Annotated in this window: 18 protein-coding genes and 1 pseudogene; 3 read left to right on the forward strand and 16 right to left on the reverse strand. The window is 63.9% G+C overall.

Going from position 1 to position 19,905, the window contains the following annotated elements; genetic code table 11:
* Positions 1–115: 115 nt before the first annotated feature.
* Positions 116–991, forward strand: coding sequence for a DUF3097 family protein (locus tag F0311_RS15790; protein WP_150462910.1), 876 nt, complete (start codon positions 116–118; stop codon positions 989–991).
* A gap of 91 nt (positions 992–1,082) precedes the next feature.
* Positions 1,083–1,496: a DUF4870 domain-containing protein gene (locus tag F0311_RS15795; RefSeq protein WP_150462911.1), complete on the forward strand. Its 414-nt coding sequence runs from the start codon at positions 1,083–1,085 to the stop codon at positions 1,494–1,496.
* Between the two features lie 266 nt (positions 1,497–1,762).
* On the opposite strand, the gene hemW is transcribed toward F0311_RS15795, so the two are convergent.
* The 8 genes from hemW to F0311_RS15835 all read right to left on the reverse strand — a co-directional run bounded on the left by hemW (position 1,763) and on the right by F0311_RS15835 (position 9,506).
* Positions 1,763–3,046: a radical SAM family heme chaperone HemW gene (hemW, locus tag F0311_RS15800; RefSeq protein ID WP_150462912.1), complete on the reverse strand. Its 1,284-nt coding sequence runs from the start codon at positions 3,044–3,046 to the stop codon at positions 1,763–1,765.
* 91 nt (positions 3,047–3,137) lie between these two features.
* The gene (gene lepA, locus F0311_RS15805; RefSeq protein WP_150463012.1) at positions 3,138–4,997 is read right to left on the reverse strand and encodes a translation elongation factor 4; all 1,860 of its coding nucleotides are present in this window, start codon (positions 4,995–4,997) and stop codon (positions 3,138–3,140) included.
* 123 nt (positions 4,998–5,120) lie between these two features.
* Positions 5,121–5,381 carry a 30S ribosomal protein S20 gene (gene rpsT, locus F0311_RS15810; protein ID WP_150462913.1) on the reverse strand — a complete coding sequence of 87 codons (261 nt, stop codon included), beginning with the start codon at positions 5,379–5,381 and terminating at the stop codon, positions 5,121–5,123.
* 216 nt (positions 5,382–5,597) lie between these two features.
* Positions 5,598–6,596: a DNA polymerase III subunit delta gene (holA, locus tag F0311_RS15815; protein ID WP_150462914.1), complete on the reverse strand. Its 999-nt coding sequence runs from the start codon at positions 6,594–6,596 to the stop codon at positions 5,598–5,600.
* A gap of 10 nt (positions 6,597–6,606) precedes the next feature.
* Complete coding sequence (locus F0311_RS15820) at positions 6,607–7,074, reverse strand: hypothetical protein (RefSeq protein WP_150462915.1); 468 nt, start codon at positions 7,072–7,074, stop codon at positions 6,607–6,609.
* 1,186 nt (positions 7,075–8,260) lie between these two features.
* Entirely contained in the window at positions 8,261–8,500 is a 240-nt protein-coding gene (locus F0311_RS15825; RefSeq protein WP_191089977.1) for a transcriptional regulator, read from the reverse strand.
* 62 nt (positions 8,501–8,562) lie between these two features.
* Positions 8,563–9,063, reverse strand: coding sequence for a redoxin domain-containing protein (locus tag F0311_RS15830; RefSeq protein ID WP_223881423.1), 501 nt, complete (start codon positions 9,061–9,063; stop codon positions 8,563–8,565).
* Between the two features lie 5 nt (positions 9,064–9,068).
* Positions 9,069–9,506, reverse strand: coding sequence for a DUF3052 family protein (locus F0311_RS15835; RefSeq protein ID WP_223881424.1), 438 nt, complete (start codon positions 9,504–9,506; stop codon positions 9,069–9,071).
* Between the two features lie 136 nt (positions 9,507–9,642).
* On the opposite strand from F0311_RS15835, the gene aceE reads away from it, so the two are divergent.
* A complete protein-coding gene (gene aceE / locus F0311_RS15840; RefSeq protein ID WP_150462919.1) occupies positions 9,643–12,369 on the forward strand; it encodes a pyruvate dehydrogenase (acetyl-transferring), homodimeric type in 2,727 nt (908 codons plus the stop codon).
* Between the two features lie 579 nt (positions 12,370–12,948).
* On the opposite strand, the gene F0311_RS15845 is transcribed toward aceE, so the two are convergent.
* From F0311_RS15845 to F0311_RS15880, 8 genes and pseudogenes are all read right to left on the reverse strand, one after another.
* Positions 12,949–13,344 (reverse strand): VOC family protein, encoded by a 396-nt coding sequence (locus F0311_RS15845; protein WP_150462920.1) that lies wholly within the window; start codon positions 13,342–13,344, stop codon positions 12,949–12,951.
* Between the two features lie 255 nt (positions 13,345–13,599).
* Positions 13,600–13,923: pseudogene (locus F0311_RS15850) on the reverse strand (ISL3 family transposase); the annotation flags it as partial.
* 361 nt (positions 13,924–14,284) lie between these two features.
* Positions 14,285–15,529 carry a beta-ketoacyl-ACP synthase II gene (gene fabF / locus F0311_RS15855; protein WP_150462921.1) on the reverse strand — a complete coding sequence of 415 codons (1,245 nt, stop codon included), beginning with the start codon at positions 15,527–15,529 and terminating at the stop codon, positions 14,285–14,287.
* 49 nt (positions 15,530–15,578) lie between these two features.
* Positions 15,579–15,824 carry an acyl carrier protein gene (locus F0311_RS15860; protein WP_150462922.1) on the reverse strand — a complete coding sequence of 82 codons (246 nt, stop codon included), beginning with the start codon at positions 15,822–15,824 and terminating at the stop codon, positions 15,579–15,581.
* A gap of 57 nt (positions 15,825–15,881) precedes the next feature.
* On the reverse strand, positions 15,882–16,934 hold the full coding sequence (locus F0311_RS15865) for a beta-ketoacyl-ACP synthase III (RefSeq protein WP_150462923.1): 1,053 nt from the start codon (positions 16,932–16,934) through the stop codon (positions 15,882–15,884).
* Positions 16,935–16,950: 16 nt separating this feature from the next.
* On the reverse strand, positions 16,951–17,886 hold the full coding sequence (locus F0311_RS15870) for an ACP S-malonyltransferase (RefSeq protein ID WP_150462924.1): 936 nt from the start codon (positions 17,884–17,886) through the stop codon (positions 16,951–16,953).
* Positions 17,887–18,033: 147 nt separating this feature from the next.
* Positions 18,034–19,209, reverse strand: a complete 1,176-nt coding sequence (locus F0311_RS15875; RefSeq protein ID WP_150462925.1) for a PucR family transcriptional regulator — start codon at positions 19,207–19,209, stop codon at positions 18,034–18,036.
* Between the two features lie 58 nt (positions 19,210–19,267).
* Positions 19,268–19,771, reverse strand: coding sequence for a DUF3145 domain-containing protein (locus tag F0311_RS15880; RefSeq protein ID WP_150462926.1), 504 nt, complete (start codon positions 19,769–19,771; stop codon positions 19,268–19,270).
* Positions 19,772–19,905: the final 134 nt, after the last annotated feature.

Genomic DNA, 19,905 nt, shown 5'->3' on the forward strand with positions numbered 1-19,905 from the left:
CCTCCTCCAACCGGTTAGCACTCACCAATATCGACTGCTAATTCTACTCAAAGCCGGCGCGGTTTCCATGTCGCAGCACGGCAGCCCGGTGCTGCATTGTTAGGCTCACACCGCTATGAGCGTATCCTTCCCCACTGACTGGAGCGCCTGGGGTGCCCAGGACGTCGCAGAACGACGACGCCGCCAGCATCGCACCCTGCCCCGGGTTCCTGCCGCTGTGGGCACCGAGGTTCAGGAGCGTGAGTCCGGCTGGGTGGGCCTCGTCGTCGGCGTGGAAGCGTCCGGAGGCATCAAACTGGTCCGGCTGCGGGACTACGACGGCCAGGAGCGGGCCTTCCCGCTGGGCTTCGGCTTCCTGGTGGAGGGCCAGCCAGTGGAGCTGGTGGCACCGGTCTCAGCAGCTAAACCAACCGGGCCCCGACGGACTGCTTCTGGCTCCTTCGCCTCATCTGGGCCGCAGCAGGCCCGGACCGCGCGTGCTTCTCGGATCTGGGTGGAGGGCACCCATGACGCGGAGCTGGTGGAGAAAGTCTGGGGTGAGGACTTGCGCGAGGTGGGCATTGTGGTGGAGCCGCTGCACGGCGCTGATGATCTCGCTGCCGCGGTGAAGGAGTTCCAGCCAGGGCCCAGGCGCAGGCTCGGGGTGCTGTTGGATCACCTGGTGTCCGGTTCCAAGGAGTCACGGATCGCTGAGCAGACCATGGCACTGCCCGGGGCGTCCGGGAATGTGCTGGTGCTGGGGCACCCTTATGTGGATGTCTGGCAGGCAGTGAAGCCGGAGCGGGTGGGCCTGAAGTCCTGGCCGGTGATACCGCGTGGCACCGATGTCAAAGTCGGCACTCTGCGGGCACTGGGCCTGCCTGCGGCCGGCCAGCGGGATATTGCCCACGGCTGGAAGCAGATCCTCTCCCGAGTGCGAAGCTACACTGACCTTGAACCATCCCTGCTCGGCCGGGTCGAGGAGCTGATTGACTTTGTAAGTGTCGAGTAGACACACCGGCTCCGTCCGCCCGGGGCTTCCAGGTTGGGGCACTAAAATCGGCGGCAGCATACGCCTATCCTTCCCCTCACAGAAAGGCACGATGACTGCAGTGACCACGCAGAACGGCAAGCAGAGCACGGCCAAAGGCGGGACTCGACCCGCTACGGCGGCAGCACCGATGCTGACCCGTGATGAGGATGTGCGCTGGGCGATGATTTCGCACTTCGGTGCCGTGGCCGGCTGTTTCCCGGCGCTGATTATCTACCTGGTCTTCCGTGAACGCGGTCCGTTCACTGAGCAGGAGGCCAAGGAGGCGTTGAACTTCACCCTACCCCTGACTGTGCTGATGGCCCTGCTGTTCGGCCTGGCTTTCGTGCCCACTGTGGACACCTGGGCCGGGCTCGGCCTGGTGGTGGTATGGATCACCATGGCGATCAGCGGACTGATCGGCGGCTCTGAGTGCAATAAAGGCCGCCCCTACCGCTACCCCGTCATCCTTCGCCTGATCCGCTGATTGCTGACTTTGACGACGCCGCGCTTCATTCTCGTGGGGTCCAAGCGCTCAATACAGGTCAGCTTCTGCACCGTGTGACCCGCAAACATCCTCAGCATTGCACATCGCACATCAACGCACCCTGGAGGCTCAAGGCCTCCCAGAGAACGAACTCCTGCACAAGCTAGAGACCAGTACCGGCAGCAACCCGACGGCCGCTGTACAACGAGCAGTTCGATCGATTGATCGTGACACTCCTCCCGTGCACAGACCGTGACTTACACCGCTCAGCCTGCCAGCCGGCGGGTGACCGCGTCAGCGAGGAGCCTGCCCTTCAGGGTGAGGACTGCTCTGCCTTGGCGGTAGGAGGCCGTGGGCTCTGCTGGGCCAGGCTCCAGAAGACCATCGTCGACCAGCTGGCCTAACTGATCCTGGGTGATAGGTACGCCCCCGCTGGCGGCCAGCTCCGGCAAGGCGTTGTACTCGGCGAGATCTAGGCCCTCGCGGATGCGCAGACGCAGCATCAGGTGCTCCAGCACCTTGGCCTGGGCATCAAGAATCTCGCGGCCATGACCCGGGGACACCCCCTGGTGCACCCGCTGGGCATAGGCCGCCGGATGCTTGACATTCCACCAGCGCATCCCAGCCAGATGCGAGTGTGCCCCTGGCCCGGCGCCCCACCAGTCCGAGTCCAGCCAGTAGTTGAGATTGTGCCGTGAGCGGGTCTGCCGGTTCCGGGAAAAATTGGAGACCTCGTACCACTGATAGCCGGCCGCAGAAAGCAGCTCATCGGTCAGCAGGTACTTATCCGCCTGGTCGTCAGGGTCGATATCCGGCAGCACCCCGCGCCGGATTTGTACCGCCATGGCGGTGCCCTCCTCGATGATCAGCGAATAGGCGCTGATATGGTCCGGCTCCAGGGCGATGGCCGCCTCCAGCGACTGCTGCCAGTCCTCAAGGCTCTCCCCCGGGGTGCCGTAGATCAGGTCCAAGGAGGTCTCCAGACCGGCTGCGCGGGCCGCGGCATGGGCAGCCGGCACATTCTCCGGATTATGCGTACGGTCCAGGGTGGCCAGCACATGCGGCACCGCTGACTGCATCCCCAAGCTCAGGCGTGTGAACCCGGCCTGAGCCAGCAGCTGCGCCGACTCGGGGGTGACGGTGTCCGGATTGGCCTCGGTGGTGATCTCCGCACCAGGGGCAAAGCCGAACAGATCTCGGGCTGTTCCAAGAATGCGAGCCAGTTCCTCGGCCGGCAGCAGGGTGGGGGTGCCGCCGCCGAAGAACACTGTGCTGAGGGCACGCGGGGGCGCGGCGTCGTCGTAGGCTCTTGAAGCGAACCAAAGCTCAGCGATCAGCGTATCCGGATAGGACTGGTGCGAGGCGCCGGGACCCAGATCCTCAGCGGTGTAGGTGTTGAAGTCGCAGTAGCCGCAGCGCACCGAGCAGAACGGGATATGCACATAGAGGCCCAGCGGCTTATCCGCCCGGGAGGGCAGAGCGGTCCGCACCTCGGGCGGGAAGGACCCGTCGGCCGGAACCGGATCACCCAGCGGCAGCGTGGTGGGCATAATCCCCCAACCGCCTAGAGCTGTTCGCGGTGCCGCGTGTGACAGCTTGCGGCAACGTGAGCAGCTTGCGGCGCAACGGATTGCGGGGCGTTCACTTCTTAGCCTTCTCCTTGGCGTTGCCCTCATCGGAGCTCAGCGCGGCGATGAAGGCCTCCTGGGGAACCTCCACGGTGCCGACCATCTTCATCCGCTTCTTGCCCTCCTTCTGCTTCTCCAACAGCTTGCGCTTACGGCTGATGTCACCGCCGTAGCACTTGGAGAGCACATCCTTGCGGATGGCGCGGATGTTCTCACGGGCAATGATCCGCGAGCCGATGGCGGCTTGGATGGGCACCTCGAACTGCTGGCGTGGGATGAGCTCCTTGAGCTTGGAGGCCATCTTGACCCCGTAGGAGTAGGCATGATCGCGGTGAGTGATCGCGGAGAAGGCGTCCACCTTATCGCCCTGCAGCAGGATGTCCACCTTGACCAGGTCGGCGGCCTGCTCCCCGGAAGCCTGCCAGTTCAGCGAGGCGTACCCCTTGGTGCGGGATTTCAGCTGGTCGAAGAAGTCGAAGACGATCTCGGCCAGGGGCATCTTGTAGCGAATCTCCACCCGCTCCTCGGAGAGGTAGTCCATACCCTCCATTCGGCCCCGGCGGGACTGGCAGAGCTCCATCACCGCACCGATGTACTCGGCGGGCACGATGATGGTGGCATCCACCACCGGTTCGCGTATCTCGAGAATCTTGCCCTCGGGGAACTCGCTGGGGTTGGTCACCGTAGAGACCTCACCGTCCTCGCCGGTGACCTGGTACACCACGTTGGGGGCGGTGGAGATCAGCTCCAGGTTGTACTCCTGCTCCAGGCGTTCCCGGGTGATCTCCAGGTGCAGCAGACCCAGGAAGCCCACCCGGAAGCCGAAGCCCAGGGCGGTGGAGGTCTCTGGCTCAAAGTTCAGGGCGGCATCGTTGAGCTGGAGCTTCTCCAGGGCCTCACGCAGCACTGGAAAGTCGGAGCCGTCGATGGGGAAGAGGCCGGAGAAGACCATAGGCTTGGGATCCTCGTAGCCGCCGATGATCTCAACTGCGGGGTTCTTGGCTGAGGTGACGGTGTCACCGACCTTGGACTGGCGGACATCCTTCACCCCGGTGATGAGGTAGCCCACCTCGCCGACGCCGAGCCCCTTGGTCGCCTCCGGTTCAGGTGAAGAGACGCCGATCTCCAGCAGCTCATGGGTGACCCCGGTGGACATCATCTGGATCTTCTCGCGGTGGCTGAGCTGGCCGTCCACCACCCGCACAAAGGTGACCACACCGCGGTAGGTGTCGTAGACGGAGTCGAAGATCATGGCCCGGGCCGGAGCGTCGGCCTGCCCCTCTGGGGCAGGAACCTCCTCCACGATCCTGTCCAGCAGAGCCTCCACACCCTCCCCGGTCTTGCCGGAGACCCGCAGCACGTCGTCGGGTTCGCAGCCGATCAGGTGAGCCAGTTCCTCGGCGTACTTGTCCGGCATGGCAGCCGGCAGGTCGATCTTGTTCAGCACCGGGATGATGGCCAGATCATGTTCCATGGCCAGATAGAGGTTGGCCAGGGTCTGCGCCTCGATGCCCTGGGCGGCATCGACCAGCAGCAGAGCTCCCTCGCAGGCGGCCAGGGATCGGGAGACCTCGTAGCTGAAGTCCACGTGCCCGGGGGTGTCGATCATGTGGAAGGCGAAGGTCTCCCCCGCGTACTCCCAGGGCATCCGCACCGCCTGGGACTTGATGGTGATACCGCGTTCACGCTCGATGTCCATTCGGTCCAGGTACTGAGCCTTCATATCACGCGGCTGGACCACGCCGGTCAGCTGCAGCATTCGGTCGGCCAGGGTGGACTTGCCGTGGTCGATATGCGCGATGATGCAGAAGTTGCGGGTCGCCGCAGGGTCGGTCTGAGCAGGCACGAGGGGCTTGCTGGCCTTGGGTGACACGAGCTTGGCTTGGTCCTTCAGTCGGCGGGTGGGAATCAATGGTCCATCATACGGCGAGGGCCCCGCACGCAGTCACGTGCGAGGCCCCGTCCGGGGTTAACCAGGGCGAGTGGCCGCTCAGACTTACAAGGACTGCACCAACTGTGCAATGCCTGATTTGCGGTTGGCTGCCTGGTTCTTGTGGATAACGCCCTTGGACACGGCCTTATCCAGCTTGCGGGCGGCCTCGCGCTGTGCGGTGGCAGCGGCGTCCTTATCACCGGACTCCACGGCCTTGCGGACCTTCTTCACCGCGGTCTTCAGCTCAGACTTCACAGCCTGGTTGCGCTGACGGCGCTTCTCGTTGGTGAGGATGCGCTTCTTCTGGGACTTGATGTTTGCCACAGGTGTTTTCCTTAGCTTGTTGTGCTTGTCATGATCAGCACTGCCCGGACAGCGCGACCCTTGTGGGGCACGCTTTGCGACGGCGGAAGTTTTCAGTGGTGTGGGGCACCTTGGCGATTCACGCTCCGGCTCTTCAGGTAGAGGGGCCCATGAGCTGGTGCGTGCTGATGCCGTCGTCAGGCAGTGCGCGGCCCGTTCGGACCGCAGACACTAGCTTCAAATCTTAGCAGAAATCGCCGCGATTGCCTTCTCCACCGCGTATTCCGGTGTCCTGGAGACTCCTTTGACTTCGGCATCGGCCTGGGCCACCGACTCCACCGCTGCCGCAGCGGCACGCGGGGTCCACCGGCGGGCCAGCTGGGAGGCCTGCTGAAGCTGCCAGGGCGCCATCTTCAATGTCTTGGCCAATTCCGCCTGCGCGCCGCGGTGGTCCACCAGGGCGGCGATCTGGCGGGCCTTCAGCGCCAACGCCGCGGTGACCGCCACTGGCGAGACCCCGGTGGCTATGGCGTGCCGGTAGAGCCGCAGGGCGGCCTCGGACCTGCCTTCGAAGGCGGCGTCGGCTACTTTGAAGGCGGTGGCCTCCACCCGACCGCCGAAGTACTTATCCACATGCTCAGCGGTGATATCCCCAGGCACATCGCGCATCAGCTGGCTGGCTGCGCTGCCGAGGTCGGAGAGGCTGGAGCCGGCGGCGGAGACCAGGGCGCGGGCGGCGTCGGGATGGATGGTGCGCCCGGCGGCCCGGTATTCGTGGCGCACGAAGTCAAGCTTGTCATTGTCCGACTTCACCGGGGAACAGTCCACGACGACGCCACTGGCGCTCACCGCGTCCAGAAGCTTCTTGCCCCGGTTGCCGCCTGAGTGCCGCAGGATCAGGGTCACTTCGGGGTCGGGGGGCTCCTGCAGGAAGCGCAGGGCGTCTTCCAAGAAGGTGTCGTTCATCTGGGCGAGGTCCTCGCCCAGGATCAGCCGCGGTTCGCCGAACAGGGACGGCGAGGCCAGGGTGGCCAGTTCGCCGGGGGCGGCTGCGGCGACGTCGAACCGGGTGTACTCCAGCTGGGCGTGCTGAGCCTTCAGCGCGGCTTTGATCCGGTCCAGGGCGCGGGTGGCCACATAGTCCTCGGAGCCCTTGAGCAGGATCAGCGGGGCAGGCTCCACCGTGCGGAAGTCGGGGCCGGAGGGTTTGGCCCGGCTGGCTGATCTCGGCGGCATAGGCAGTAGCCTACTCGCGGCCCTTCGCCATCACCCCTGCAGCGCGCCGTTGAGCGAGTAACAGCCAAAGGCCGACAGCAAACAACGGCAGCGCGGAAGCACCTGCGTAGACCAGTGAAGGACCAAGAGAGCCCTCAGCCCACCACCAGAAGCTCGCGAGCGCACCCCAGTCACTGAAAAGTGGTTCTGGAATAAAAAGTGCGTACCACAAACCGGTCAAGAGCATTGCCAGAAAATAGTGGCGGGGTCGCAGGCCCCGGCTTCTCCGTAGCAAAAGCAAAAGCCCCACCACCACCGGAAGAATCGCCGCAGTGAAAATCACTGTCGGTGCAACGTCCCACTCATGGACTTTGAAATAGGACTCCACAAATATGAGAGCAAACAGATACCCGCAAACAACGAGCTCGACACGCCCTTCCCCCAATCGCATAGCAGAGATCCATGCCCCACCACCGGCGTCAATATTCTCGCGCTGCATCTCAGCAATTCGGGGTCGCATAGTAACAGCTCCATGACTGGCAACAGGCTTGAGCTGCGGAGGCACATCGAACCACCACGCAAGCCACGCAACGGACTGGGTTGACACACTGGAGGGCACATCGCAAGCATCGGCTGGCCATACACCCGTATGCATTCTGAGAACAGAGGCACGCCCAACAGGGCTGATTACACCGGGAATCACCAGCGCATTCACTATTAGCCCCAATCGGACCACCCATATTGTGGTAGGCCACCCCATTTTCCGCAGCACCCAGAAGGTGAACCTCCGGCTCATCTCCTGTTCCCTTGACCGACCAAAACACCGCTCGCGACTCAGACTTGGCGATGCCCTCATTCGGACTTGTACGGTAGACCGCCAATACCCCGGACGGGAGAGCCAGGGCCGTCACATGGGTCACCGCCCCATCATCACGGTATCGACCACCGAAGATATCCTCCGACCACGCACTGGGCTCCGAACTGATGCTTCGCAGCCCCTCCTCGATTTGCGATCGAGTCTGTTTCGGCACTACTTCCAGCATCGCATTCAACGTCGGTTGAACCTGATCGTGCACAAGTTCTGAGAGCCCTTGAGACGGCGATACAGCTCCGTCATCAATGAGCTCACCAATCCCATCGCCATGAGCTTGTCCCGCTGCCGCGGCAGCGGGCAGCTTCGCGCCGCCTAAGATTGATACTCCAGCAACAACTCCTAACCCTGCACGGACAAAAGAGGCCCTTGACAATTGACCGGAATCTTGTCCCGGCACCCTCTGGTGTACTAAATCTCCGAGAATCCGAAGAATCTTGAATGATCGCCTGAACCCGATCAAGCGAGGCAGCACAAACGCTACTTTCCTACCACTCCACGCTCTCACTTGCCCACGATCATCCACCTGCACCAAAGTCGGCCGCCACGGCGGACTCTCGCCGTAGACCTCATCTCGCCACTGCCGCATATCCGGCGCCATCAGCGGCATCACCTCGAGGGCTTCGCCAACTTCCTCCGCAATTTCGACGGCCATCCGGGAACACGTGCCGCAAGACCCGTCGTAGCCCAATACCAAACGTTTCATCCTCTGCCCCTTCACATGCAGTGCGCTAAGTCACTCGACGATGACAACACCAGGCAACACCAGACTAATCAGTGATTAACGAATCGGCAAGTAATTTCTGTCAGTTAACTAAATGATGCCCGCGCGCACAACGTCTAAGGCTTTGCAGTACAGCCTATGAGCACGTCTCCCCTGAGGGGTCACCGCAATGATGGTCTGAGGCCGCTTGCCGAGGAACTGCTTGCGGACCTCGATCAACCCTTCCTTCTCCAGGACTGAGACGTGTTTAGACAGCAAAGGGTCACTGCAGTCGAGTGCCTGCACCAATACCCGGAAAGTCACTGACTCCACACCCACAAGGATTGACATGACCGCCAGTCGCATCGGCGAGTGAATCGCACTGTCGAGATGCTGCCGCGCTTGGGCAATATTCATAGTCCTTGCAACGATTCCACAAGATCTTCAATATTCCGAGCATCGGACTGAGGAGCCGAGACCACTGCTCGTACGGTCAGCTCCGCGTCCAGCACAAAAGTGTCCCGGGTGGGGCAGCCCAGCTCGGCGTTGAACGCGTCGTAGGACTTGGCGATCTGCCCATGCGGCCAGTGGTCGCTGAGCAGGTCAAACTCCACTGCCCCTGACTCGCTACCGCCCAGCTCCTCGGCGTAAGCTCGGAGGGTGTGCACCGAGTCGCAGCTGATGGCCAGCAGCCGGACGCCCAGGGCGGCAAACTCGGACCAGCGGTCATGGATCTCGGCCAGCTCTGAGCCGCAGATCCGGCTGAACGCATAGGGGTAGAACATCACGACGACGCCGCGGGCTCCCCTGAGTGCAGAGAGCTCCACTGTCTCGCCGAACTGGTTGCGGGCAGTGAACTCCGGTGCGGGCTCACCAAGGGCGGGCCGACGGCGTCGTACTGGTTGTGCCGGCACAGCCGCTAAGACCAGGACTTGCGGTGCACAAGCCGGGTGGCGGACCATTCCGCACTAACCCCGGCGGAGGAGGTGACATGCAGCCCGGCATCGGTGGCCGCATCCTGAATCTCCACCGCAGGCACATAGCCTTCGCGGCCAGAACGCGGGGTCAGCAGCCAGACCATGCCGTGCTCTTCCAGGGTGGTCAGCGCGTCCAGCAAGGCGTCGGTCAGGTCATCGTCGCCGGCACGGAACCAGAGCAGCACAGCATCGACCACCTCCTGCTCGTCCTCATCGATGAGCGACTCGTCGAGAAGTTCGTCCAGGGCGTCACGGAGCGCAGCATCGACGTCGCTATCGGCCCCGATCTCCTGGACCAGGGAGTCAGCGCTCAGGCTGAGCTCCTCCAGCAGGCTGGTCTTGTCTACAACATTCGTGGCGGCATGGCTGTTCTGTCCCACACAGCTAACGTTACGCGGATTTCGCGGTGAGCGGGAAGTGCGACACAACATGAAACCGGTAGAGTGAGGCCAAAGACCTCGAAAAGGGTCCTGCTGACGCGGGGCCGGTAAGACAACGCGTGAAAGGTGCCCAACTGTGAGCGCTGGCGAAGAGACATCACATATCCGCAGCGGACTGATCGATCAGCTTCCGGATCTGGATCCGGAGGAGACCAGCGAGTGGATCGAGTCACTTGATCAGCTGGTGGAGGTGCACGGCACCGAACGCGCAGAGTACATCATCCGCGCCCTGCTGCAGCGGGCCGGGGCCAAGTCCATCGGGGTGCCGATGGTCACCACCACCGACTACGTGAACACCATCCCGGTGGACCAGGAGCCTCAGTTCCCCGGGGATGAGGAGCTGGAGCGCCAGTACCGCCGAATCCTGCGCTGGAATGCGGCGATGATGGTGCACCGCGCCCAGCGCGAGGACATCGGTGTGGGCGGGCACATCTCCAGCTACGCCGGCGTGGCCACGCTCTACGAAGTGGGCTACAACCACTTCTTCCGCGGAGCCGACCACCCCGGCGGCGGCGACCAGATCTTCTTCCAGGGGCACTCCTCCCCCGGCAACTACGCCCGGGCCTTCCTGGAGGGCCGGCTGAGCGAGAAGCACCTGGACGGCTTCCGTCAGGAGGTCTCCAAAGCCCCTTACGGACTGAGCTCCTACCCGCATCCGCGGCTGATGCCGGACTTCTGGCAGTTCCCCACCGTATCCATGGGCCTGGGTCCGATGAACGCGATCTACCAGGCACAGTTCAACCGGTACCTGCACCACCGGGGCGTCAAGGACACCTCCGAGCAGAGCGTCTGGGCGTTCCTGGGCGACGGCGAGATGGATGAGCCGGAGTCCCGCGGCCTGCTGCAGCTGGCCGCCAACGAAAAGCTGGACAACCTGCACTTTGTGATCAACTGCAACCTGCAGCGGCTGGACGGCCCGGTGCGCGGCAACGGCAAGATCGTCCAGGAGCTGGAGGCCTTCTTCCGGGGTGCCGGCTGGAATGTGATCAAGGTGCTCTGGGGCCGCGAGTGGGACCACCTGCTGGAGAAGGACGACACCGGCGAGCTGGTCCGGATCATGAACGAGACCCTCGACGGCGACTACCAGACCTATAAGGCGGAGTCCGGTGAGTTTGTCCGGGAGCATTTCTTCGGCCGTTCGGCCAAGACCAAAGAGCTGGTCGCCGATATGTCTGACGACGAGATCTGGGGGCTGAAGCGCGGCGGCCACGACTACCAGAAGGTCTACGCCGCCTATAAGGCTGCGGTGGAGACCAAGGAGAAACCCACCGTGATCCTGGCCCAGACCGTCAAAGGCTATGGACTGGGGCCGAGCTTCGAGGGCCGTAATGCCACCCACCAGATGAAGAAGCTCACGGTGGATGACCTCAAGCGCTTCCGCGACACCCTGCGCATCCCGGTCAGCGATGAGCAGATCGAGGCCGACCCGTACACCGTGCCCTACTACCACCCCGGTGAGGATGCCCCGGAGATCGAGTACATGCGGGCTCGCCGCAAAGAGCTGGGCGGACCGCTGCCGGAGCGCCGGGTGCCCGCCAACACTCTGAACCTACCGGGCCAGAAAGCCTATGCCGGGGCCAAGAAGGGCTCTGGGAAGAACATGGCCGCCACCACCATGGCCTTTGTGCGCCTGCTGAGGGACCTGATGCGGGAGAAGGACTTCGGCTCCCGGATTGTGCCGATCGTGCCGGATGAGGCCCGCACCTTCGGCATGGACAGCTTCTTCCCCACCGCCAAGATCTACAACCCCAAGGGGCAGAACTACCTCTCGGTGGACCGGGAGCTGATGCTGGCCTATAAGGAGTCCCCGCAGGGCCAGCTGCTGCACCCTGGCATCAACGAGGCCGGGGCCACCGCGGCGTTCACCGCGGTGGGCACCTCGTACGCCACCCATGGTGAGCCGATGATTCCGTTCTACATCTTCTACTCGATGTTCGGGTTCCAGCGCACCGGTGACTCCTTCTGGGCTGCCGCTGATCAGATGACCCGTGGGTTCATCATCGGCGCCACTGCCGGGCGCACCACACTGACCGGCGAGGGACTGCAGCACGCCGACGGGCACTCCCCGCTGCTGGCTGCCACCAATCCGGCAGTCAAACACTTCGACCCTGCCTTCGGCTACGAGATCGCCCACATCATTGAGAACGGTCTCTACGAGATGTACGGAGACCACAGCGGCGACCACAACGTCATGTACTACCTCACCGTGTACAACGAGCCGGTGCAGCACCTGCCGGAGCCTGAGAACCTGGATGTGGAGGGTCTCAAGCGCGGCATCTACAAGCTGAAGGCAGCTGAGGCAGAAGGCCCCAAGGTGCAGCTGCTGGCATCAGGCGTCTCTGTTCCCTGGGCCCTGGAGGCGCAGCAGCTGCTGGCTGAAGACTGGGGAGTAAGTGCTGACGTATGGAGCGTGACCAGCTGGAATGAGCTGCGCCGCCAGGCCCTGCAGGTGGAACAGTCCGCCATGCTGGACCCTGAGCGGGAGCCGGAGGTCCCGTTCGTCACCAAGCAGCTGGAAGACGCTGAGGGCCCGATCGTGGCCTCCACCGACTACAACGCTGCAGTGCCTGACCAGATCCGCCAGTTCGTGCCCAATGACTTCGCCACTCTGGGCGCGGACAGCTACGGGTTCTCCGACACCCGTGCCGCTGCCCGACGGCACTTCAAGATCGACAGCCACTCCATGGTGGTCCGGGCTCTGCAGATGCTGGGCAAGAACAAGAAGGCAGCTCAGGCCATCGAGAAGTACAACCTCACCGATGTGAATGCCGGCACCTCCGGCACAACCGGCGGCGATGCTTAGACAGGTTCAGGCGTGCCGCGGCTGGAGGCAACACTGATCTAGCGTGTCTGACAGACCTCTCACCACTGCGTGGTAGCTGGACTGCGCCTGGCTCAGTCACACATGCCTGCGCCATTTCCTCCCTCGCCCAGCTTGCCAGCCACACCACGCAGCACGCCCTGACGTGACCCGCACAAATACTGGCGTGTTTGCACCGATCCCTGACCTCACGGCTCTCACTCGCTACGGAGTCGGATGCTTTTCTCCCGACCGAACACGCAACTCAATAGATCCTCAGTCGGATGCGTGTTCGATGGGGTCGTTTGACGACCCAGTTAAGTGTTCGGTTGGGTTGTTTGGTGACCAAGTTGGGTGTCCGGTGGATGGTTTGACCGACACAGGTGGGTGTTCGGTCGGTCAGCTGGGGTGGGGTAGGAGGGGGAGCGGTCTCCGGGGTGTGGTCGGTGCTCAGAATCCAACGACTCTCGCCAAGGAACTACGTTCCGCGTCGCTGTGGGTGGCAGCGCCCAGCGTCGACCCCGCCAAACACCGAAATGCCACAGCCTCATGTCAGATGGACGGTAACTAGCCTTGGTGAGGTCACTTTCGCTCATGGATCTCGATGACGTTCCCCTCCGGATCAGAGAATGTAGCAGCCCTCCCGTACGGAACATCTTCCAGCGCGCCGACCGATACGCCACGGTCTCGCAACGCCGTCGCGGCGGCGACGACATCGGGCACATCAATCACGTAGAACCAGTGCGGCTCGACGCTGCTCGTGTCCGCTCGCCCGGAATAGAGTGCCAATTCTACGCGTGGGCTCCCTGGAAACGCCAGGAAAGTGGCGTCATCAGTTTCGTCGTACGTCACCTCAAATCCCAAAATATCTCGATAGAACCGGACCATTTCCGCCAAGTTTCTGACGTAGACAAAAACGGTTGAGAGGCGTCCCTCAGCCACTGGGCCGCTGGGCCCAGCGGATATTGATTCTGTCATCCCGACCACATCCTTTGAGTCATGTCGTTGGCGTTTCACCTTTGCGACGATAGGAGGAACTATGCTAGCTCAGCCTGCGGGGCCGAAGACGATCTCGGTGCGCAAGCCAACAGGGAAGGGTGATTCCAGTCCTCGAGTTCCCCTCGATCCCGTCACCCCCTGACGACCCGACCGAACACGCAACTGGATCACCTTTTCTGGCTTTTTCCAGATGAGGGTGTAGTACGGTCGGGTTGGTCTGTCGGCGCGTCGGTGACGGGAGGTCTTCGCCCGCGGCGGGGCCGCCCTGGTGGTGTCCTGACGCCACATGTGAGAGCACTCCGCGCACCGGTACCGGCGGACGGTGATCAGCAGGGTCGTGCGGCGCCACCCGAACGGAGCATGCGCCAGTTTCCGGATGACGGTGCCTCTCGGGATGCCCTGGCAGCCGCACCGGCGGCACCAATCGTCCGGCTCCACGACCCGGCAGGCCAGCACCGCCCGGTCGGGTTCGAGTCGCTGGCCGGTGACCTCCAGACCGAGGTCGTTCAAGTGGGTGAAGGTCGTCAGGTCAGGGCTCGTGAAGGTAGCATCGGACACGTCGAGGTCTTTCGGATGGCTGGCGTAGGAACCTCCATCATCGAAAAACCTCGAGCCTCACCCCGGCACCGACGCGCCCACACCACAGCCAGCCCGCCGCTACACCCTCATCTGCGAAGAATCGGATGATCAGTACCCGGCTTAGCCCAGTGAGTCGTTCAGGGAGCATCTTTGGCCAACCTGTCGAGCATTGCTCCCCGAACGTCTCATGCGCCTCAGGATGAGAGCTGAAAATGAGACATTGAGGGAGCAAGTTCCACCGCATAACATCATTGGCTCCCCGAACGTCTCAGTCCCGCCGTACTCAGCAGAATCAGTGACAGCGCGCTATCGCTTCCTTCTAGGCCCCAGCTGTTGGGACTCAGTAGGTGCTAAAAGCCGCTACTGCGTTGTGTCCGCCGAAGCCGAAGCTGGAGCAGATCGCCACCTGATCACCCTGGCCGAGGTCTCGAGGGGTGCCGGAGACCACGTCCAGGGGGATCTCTGGGTCCTGGTTCTCCAAGTTGATGGTCACCGGGGCCTTACGATCGGCCAGCGCTTTGACGGTGAACACGGACTCCACCGCGCCTGCGGCTCCCAGCAGGTGACCGGTCTGGGATTTGGTGGCCGAGACGCACACACTGTCCAGGTGGCTGCCGAAAACTGACTTCATGGCCACATATTCCGGAACATCGCCCAGCGGTGTGGAAGTCGCGTGTGCGTTGACGTGGGTGACGTCGGTGATCTCCACATCGGCAGAGGCCAGCGCCTTGCGCACCGCACGGGAAGCTCCCATTCCCTCCGGGTCCGGGGCAGTGATGTGATGGGCGTCTGAGGTGACTGCCCCGCCGGCCAGTTCTGCGTAGACGGTAGCGCCGCGGGCCTTGGCGTGCTCCTCAGTCTCGATGACCAGTGCGCCGGCGCCTTCTCCCATGACGAAGCCGTCGCGATCCACATCGTAGGGGCGGGAGGCTGCGGCCGGGTCGTCATTGCGCCGGGAGAGCGCCTGCATGTTCGCGAAGGCGGCCAGCGGCAGCGGGTGGATGGCGGCCTCGGTGCCGCCGGCCAGGACCACGTCTGCTTCACCGGAGTTCAGCAGGTCCAGAGCCATGATGAGCGCCTCCACTCCGGAGGCGCAGGCGGAAACTGCGGTGCGGGCACCCGCTTGCGCGCCGAATTCCAGACTGATGGCACCGGCTGCCCCGTTGGGCATCAGCATCGGCACGGTCATCGGCAGCACGCGGCGCGGCCCCTTCTCGCGGAGGGTGTCCCAGGAGTTCAGCAGGGTCCAGACTCCGCCGATGCCGGTGGCGAAGCTGATTCCGACCCGCTCTCCGTCCAGTTCCGCATCGCTGAGCCCAGCATCCGCCCAAGCCTCCCGGGCGGCCACCATGCCCAGCTGGGTGGAGCGGTCCATTCGCCGGGTCTCCGGGCGGGAGAGCACCTCGGCCGGCTCCACTGCCACCTCAGCGGCGAAGGTGACCGGAAGCTCGTACTGCTGGACCCAGTCCTGCTGCAGAGTCTTTGCACCTGGGGTGCCGGCCAGGGCTGCCCGCCAGGTGCTGGGCACATCCCCGCCCAGCGGCGTGGTGGCACCGAGCCCAGTGATGACAAGACGGCGTGACATGGAATTACCTCAATAACTGTACGGAGGGCGGGTCAGTCAGGAGCGGGCGTCAGCCGGCTGCGTTCGCAATATAGTCGACAGCGTCACCCACGGTGGTCAGATTCTTGACCTCCTCGTCGGGAATCTTCACGTCGAACTTCTCCTCAGCGTTGACCACGATGGTCATCATGGAGATGGAATCGATGTCCAGGTCCTCGGTGAAGGATTTGTCCAGCTGGATCTCCTCAGTCTCCAGGCCGGTCTCCTCCTCAACGATCTCAGCGAGTCCGGCCAGGATTTCGTTCTTGTCAGCCACTGCGGGCTCCTCTCATATGTTTTCGGTGTGGATGGTGAAAAATCGTGCGCCTCTAACTTACGGGATTCGGATGATTTGAGCACCGTAGACAAGCCCTGCGCCGAATCCTATTTGCAGGGCTAGCCCGCCGGATATCTCTGGGTTCTCCGCGCGCAGCCGGTGCAGGGCCAGCGGAATGGAGGCCGCGGAGGTGTTGCCGGCATCGACGATGTCGCGGCCGATGAGCACATGCTCGGGCAGCTTCAGCTGCTTGGCCAGCTCCTCGATGATCCGGATATTGGCCTGATGCGGGACGAAGGCCGCCAGGTCAGTGGTGCTGATTCCTGCTTTCTCCAGGGCCTGCTTGGCTACTTTGGCCATCTCCCAGACCGCCCAGCGGAACACGGTCTGTCCATCCTGGCGCAGGGTGGGCCAGAGCCGTTCCTCGGGGTCCAGCAGACGTGAGGCGTCCCCCGTGGTCTGGGCTTCGGAGAGCGCATCGCGCAGCCGCAGCAGGGAGCTGTCCATGGAGACCGCACCCCATTTCTCACCATTGGAGCCCAAGATCGACGCCGAGATGCCGGGTTCCTCAGAAGGGCCGACGACGACGGCCCCGGCCCCGTCACCGAGCAGGAAACTGATACTTCGCTCGTGGTTGTCGATGACATCGGAGAGCTTCTCCACGCCCACCACCAGCACCTTCTTGGCGTGGCCGGCCCGGACCAGCGCATCGGCTTGGCCGATGCCGTAGCAGTAGCCGGCGCAGGCTGCGGAGATGTCGTAGGCGGCAGCCGGGGTCGCCCCGATCCGATGTGCCAGGTCAGCGGCCGCCGAGGGTGTCTGGTAGGGGTGGGTGACCGTGGAGATCAGTACCGCTTCGATCTCTTCAGCAGAGGTGTCAGCATCGCGCAGAGCGTCCAGGGCTGCGCCCTCGGCCATATCCACTACGGAGACATCGGCAGGGGCGCGGCGCCGGGTGACGATGCCGGTGCGCTGTCGGATCCATTCGTCGGAGGAGTCGATCCACTGACAGATCTGTTCGTTGTCCACCACGGTGGAGGGGCGGTAGACGCCCAGGCCCAGCACGGAGGTGGCCTGGACTGTGGTGGTGGGTTTCAGGGGTGCAGTCACGGTGGTCCCTCAGCTCTCAGGCGGTGTGATCGGCAATGAAGTCGCGGGCGGCGTCGAGGTCGGCCGGGGTCTTCACGGCCAGGGTTTTGGTGCCTTTCAGGCCGCGTTTGGCGAGTCCGGCCAGAGTACCGCCGGGCAGCAGCTCCAGGATGCCGGTGACACCAGCCTCGCGCATGGTCTCCATGCAGGCGTCCCAGCGCACCGGGCAGGTGACCTGGTCCACGATCTGCTCCAGCGCCTGGGCTCCGGTGCTCACCGGGGCGCCGTCGCGGTTGGAGAGCAGCGTCACGGCAGGATCGGCCGGAGTCACAGTCTCAGCGGCGGTGGCGAGCTTCTGCCGGGCTTCGGCCATGTAGTGGGTGTGGAAGGCGCCGGCCACCTTCAGCGGGATCACACGTGCTTTGGCCGGCGGGTTCTGCGCCAGTTTGCCCAAGTCCTCCTGGTCTCCCGCTGCCACGATCTGGCCTGCGCCGTTGATATTGGCCGCAGAGAGCCCAGCCTGCTGGATGGCGGTGAGAACCTCGTCCTCTGCTCCGCCGAGCACTGCGGCCATTCCGGTGAGTTTGGCTGCGGCAGCCTCGGCCATGGCCCGGCCGCGGATCCCGATCAGCTGCATCGCAGTCTCATCGGTGAGAGCACCGGCCAGTGCCGCAGCGGGGATCTCGCCCACTGAGTGCCCGGCGATCAGCACCGAGTCCCCGTAGCCGGGCAGCTTATCCGGGGTCAGTCCCAGAGCACCGGCAGAGATCAGAGCTGCCGCGGCCAGCAGCGGCTGGGCGATGGCAGTGTCCCGGATAGTCTCCTCATCGGATTCAGCGCCGTGGGCGATGAGGTCGGTCCCGGCGAACCCGGAGTAGCGGGTCAGATGGTCGGCGGTCTGCTCGAACTCCAGCCACGGCTGGAGCATTCCTGGGGTCTGGGAACCTTGTCCTGGGCATACGATCGCTAGCACAGTCTCAACCTTTCCATCTGGGCCCGGTCGGCACCCTCATGCGGGCAGACCACATCATCGAGGTGAACTTGTAGATACCCTACAATCGGTGACCTGGCCCGCCCAGCCGCGGTGCACCTGCACGGGGCCCTGCTGTCAGGGGGCCGCTCACAGTCTGCCCAGTGCAAGGGCGGTCTGGAGCACATAGGCGTCGCGGGGCTCCATGGGGTCCCAGCCGGTGACCTCTGTGATCCGCTTCAGCCGGTAGCGCACGGTATTGGTATGCACGTAGAGCTCGCGGGCGGTGGCTTCCAGGGAATGACCAGCGTTGACGTAGCAGTCCACAGTCTCCAGCAGCCCGTGCCCGGCCTCTTCCAGTGGGGTGTAGATCCCGCTGGTGAGGGCTTCCTTAGCGTGCGGGTCCCCGGCCAGTGCGCGTTCGGGCAGCAGCTCCTGGGCGGCAGTGGGCTGCGGCGCCCTGGACCAGGCAGGCGCTGCGGAGTAGCCGACGAAAGCTGACTGGGCGCAGCGTGAGGCCTGGGCGAGCGGGCCTTCGGTCTCGGCGTAGACCACTGGACCCTCACCGAAGTGCGGGAGGATGCGCTGGAGTCCGTTCTGCAGGGTGGTGACCCCGCCCAGCAGCAGGATCAGCCGGTCGCCCTGAACGCCTACTACCGCATCGGCGGCGAAGCGGATGCACTGCCGGCGCAGATGGCTCAGGTAGACGGCGTCGACCTGCTCCGGGGCAGCGCCGACTATCACCACTACTCCGGTACTGGACTGCCAGCCCACTGCGGCAGCCCGGGAGGCGATCTGCTCTCCGGGCTCACCGCGCAGTACGGCGTCCACCAAGAGTGCTTCGAGCCGGGAGTCCCAGGCGCCGCGGGACTCAGCGGCTCTGGCGTAGACATCAGCGATGGCGAAGGCGACTTCGCGGGAGTAGCGAAGCACTGCCTCGAGCATCAGCGACCGGTCGGCCTCGGGCATCAGTCCGGGCAGCCGGGCCTCCACGGCCTCCACGATGGTGCGGATCAGCTGCAGGGCGCGCTGCAGGCTGATGGTGCGCATCAGGTCGGTGGGAGCAGGGCCCAGCAGCTCATTGACCAGTGGCAGCGAGCGGGCGGCGGGGTCCTGCAGCCAGTTGGCCAACCCTACGATGCCGCGCTGGGCGATCAGCCGCAGGGAGGCCCGTTCCTCAGTGCTGAGCTGCTTGTACCAGGGCAGCTGCTGCTCCAGGTGCTGGCCGACCTCAGTGGTGAGCTGCCCGGTATTGCCGCGCAGCACCTCCAGTGCTTCTTCGGAGACAGTCACCGCAGCGGGCAGACGACCTGTGTCGACACTCATAAGGACCGAGCTTACGTTGTGGAGTGTCTACAAACCAAAGGGTCATGGAGCAGACCCCTCACACTGCTTGACTGAGCCAGCGGACAGGCGCACCTTCGGCAGCATGCCGGAAGGGTTCGAGCTCCTCGTCCCAGGCCTCACCGAGGGCCAGGGAGAGCTCCTGGTACATCACTGAGGGGTCACCGGCGCCGAGTTCGTAGGCGTAGCGGATACGGTCTTCGGAGACCATGATGTTGCCGGCGGTATCAATGGTGGCGTGGAAGATGCCGAGCTCGGGGGTGTGAGACCAGCGGGAGCCTTCTGCCCCGGGGCTGGGGTCCTCGGTGACCTCGAAGCGCAGATGGCCCAGCTGGCGCAGTGCGGAGGCGAGCTTGGCGCCGAGTCCCTGTGCTCCGGTCCAGGTCAGCTCGGCGCGGTGAGTACCGGGGGCGGCAGGCTGTTCGGTCCAGGTGAAGCTGACCCTGGCGTCTACAACTGACGCCACTGCCCATTCGACGTGCGGGCAGAGCGCGCTGGGAGCCGAGTGGATGTGCAGGACACCCCTGGCTGCGTAATTCGACATTTCATCCTCCACAGTTCAGTTGCGTCTCGGTACGTCTTCCCCTACGACCGGGCGCAATCCTTCTGCGGTGGATATGAGTACAGCTTAACAGGTGTCTGCTGATTTCGCCCTTTAGGCGCGAAGGCAGCTGCCAT

This window comes from Nesterenkonia ebinurensis, from assembly GCF_008711175.1.
GTDB classification, from domain to species: Bacteria; Actinomycetota; Actinomycetes; order Actinomycetales; family Micrococcaceae; genus Nesterenkonia; species Nesterenkonia ebinurensis.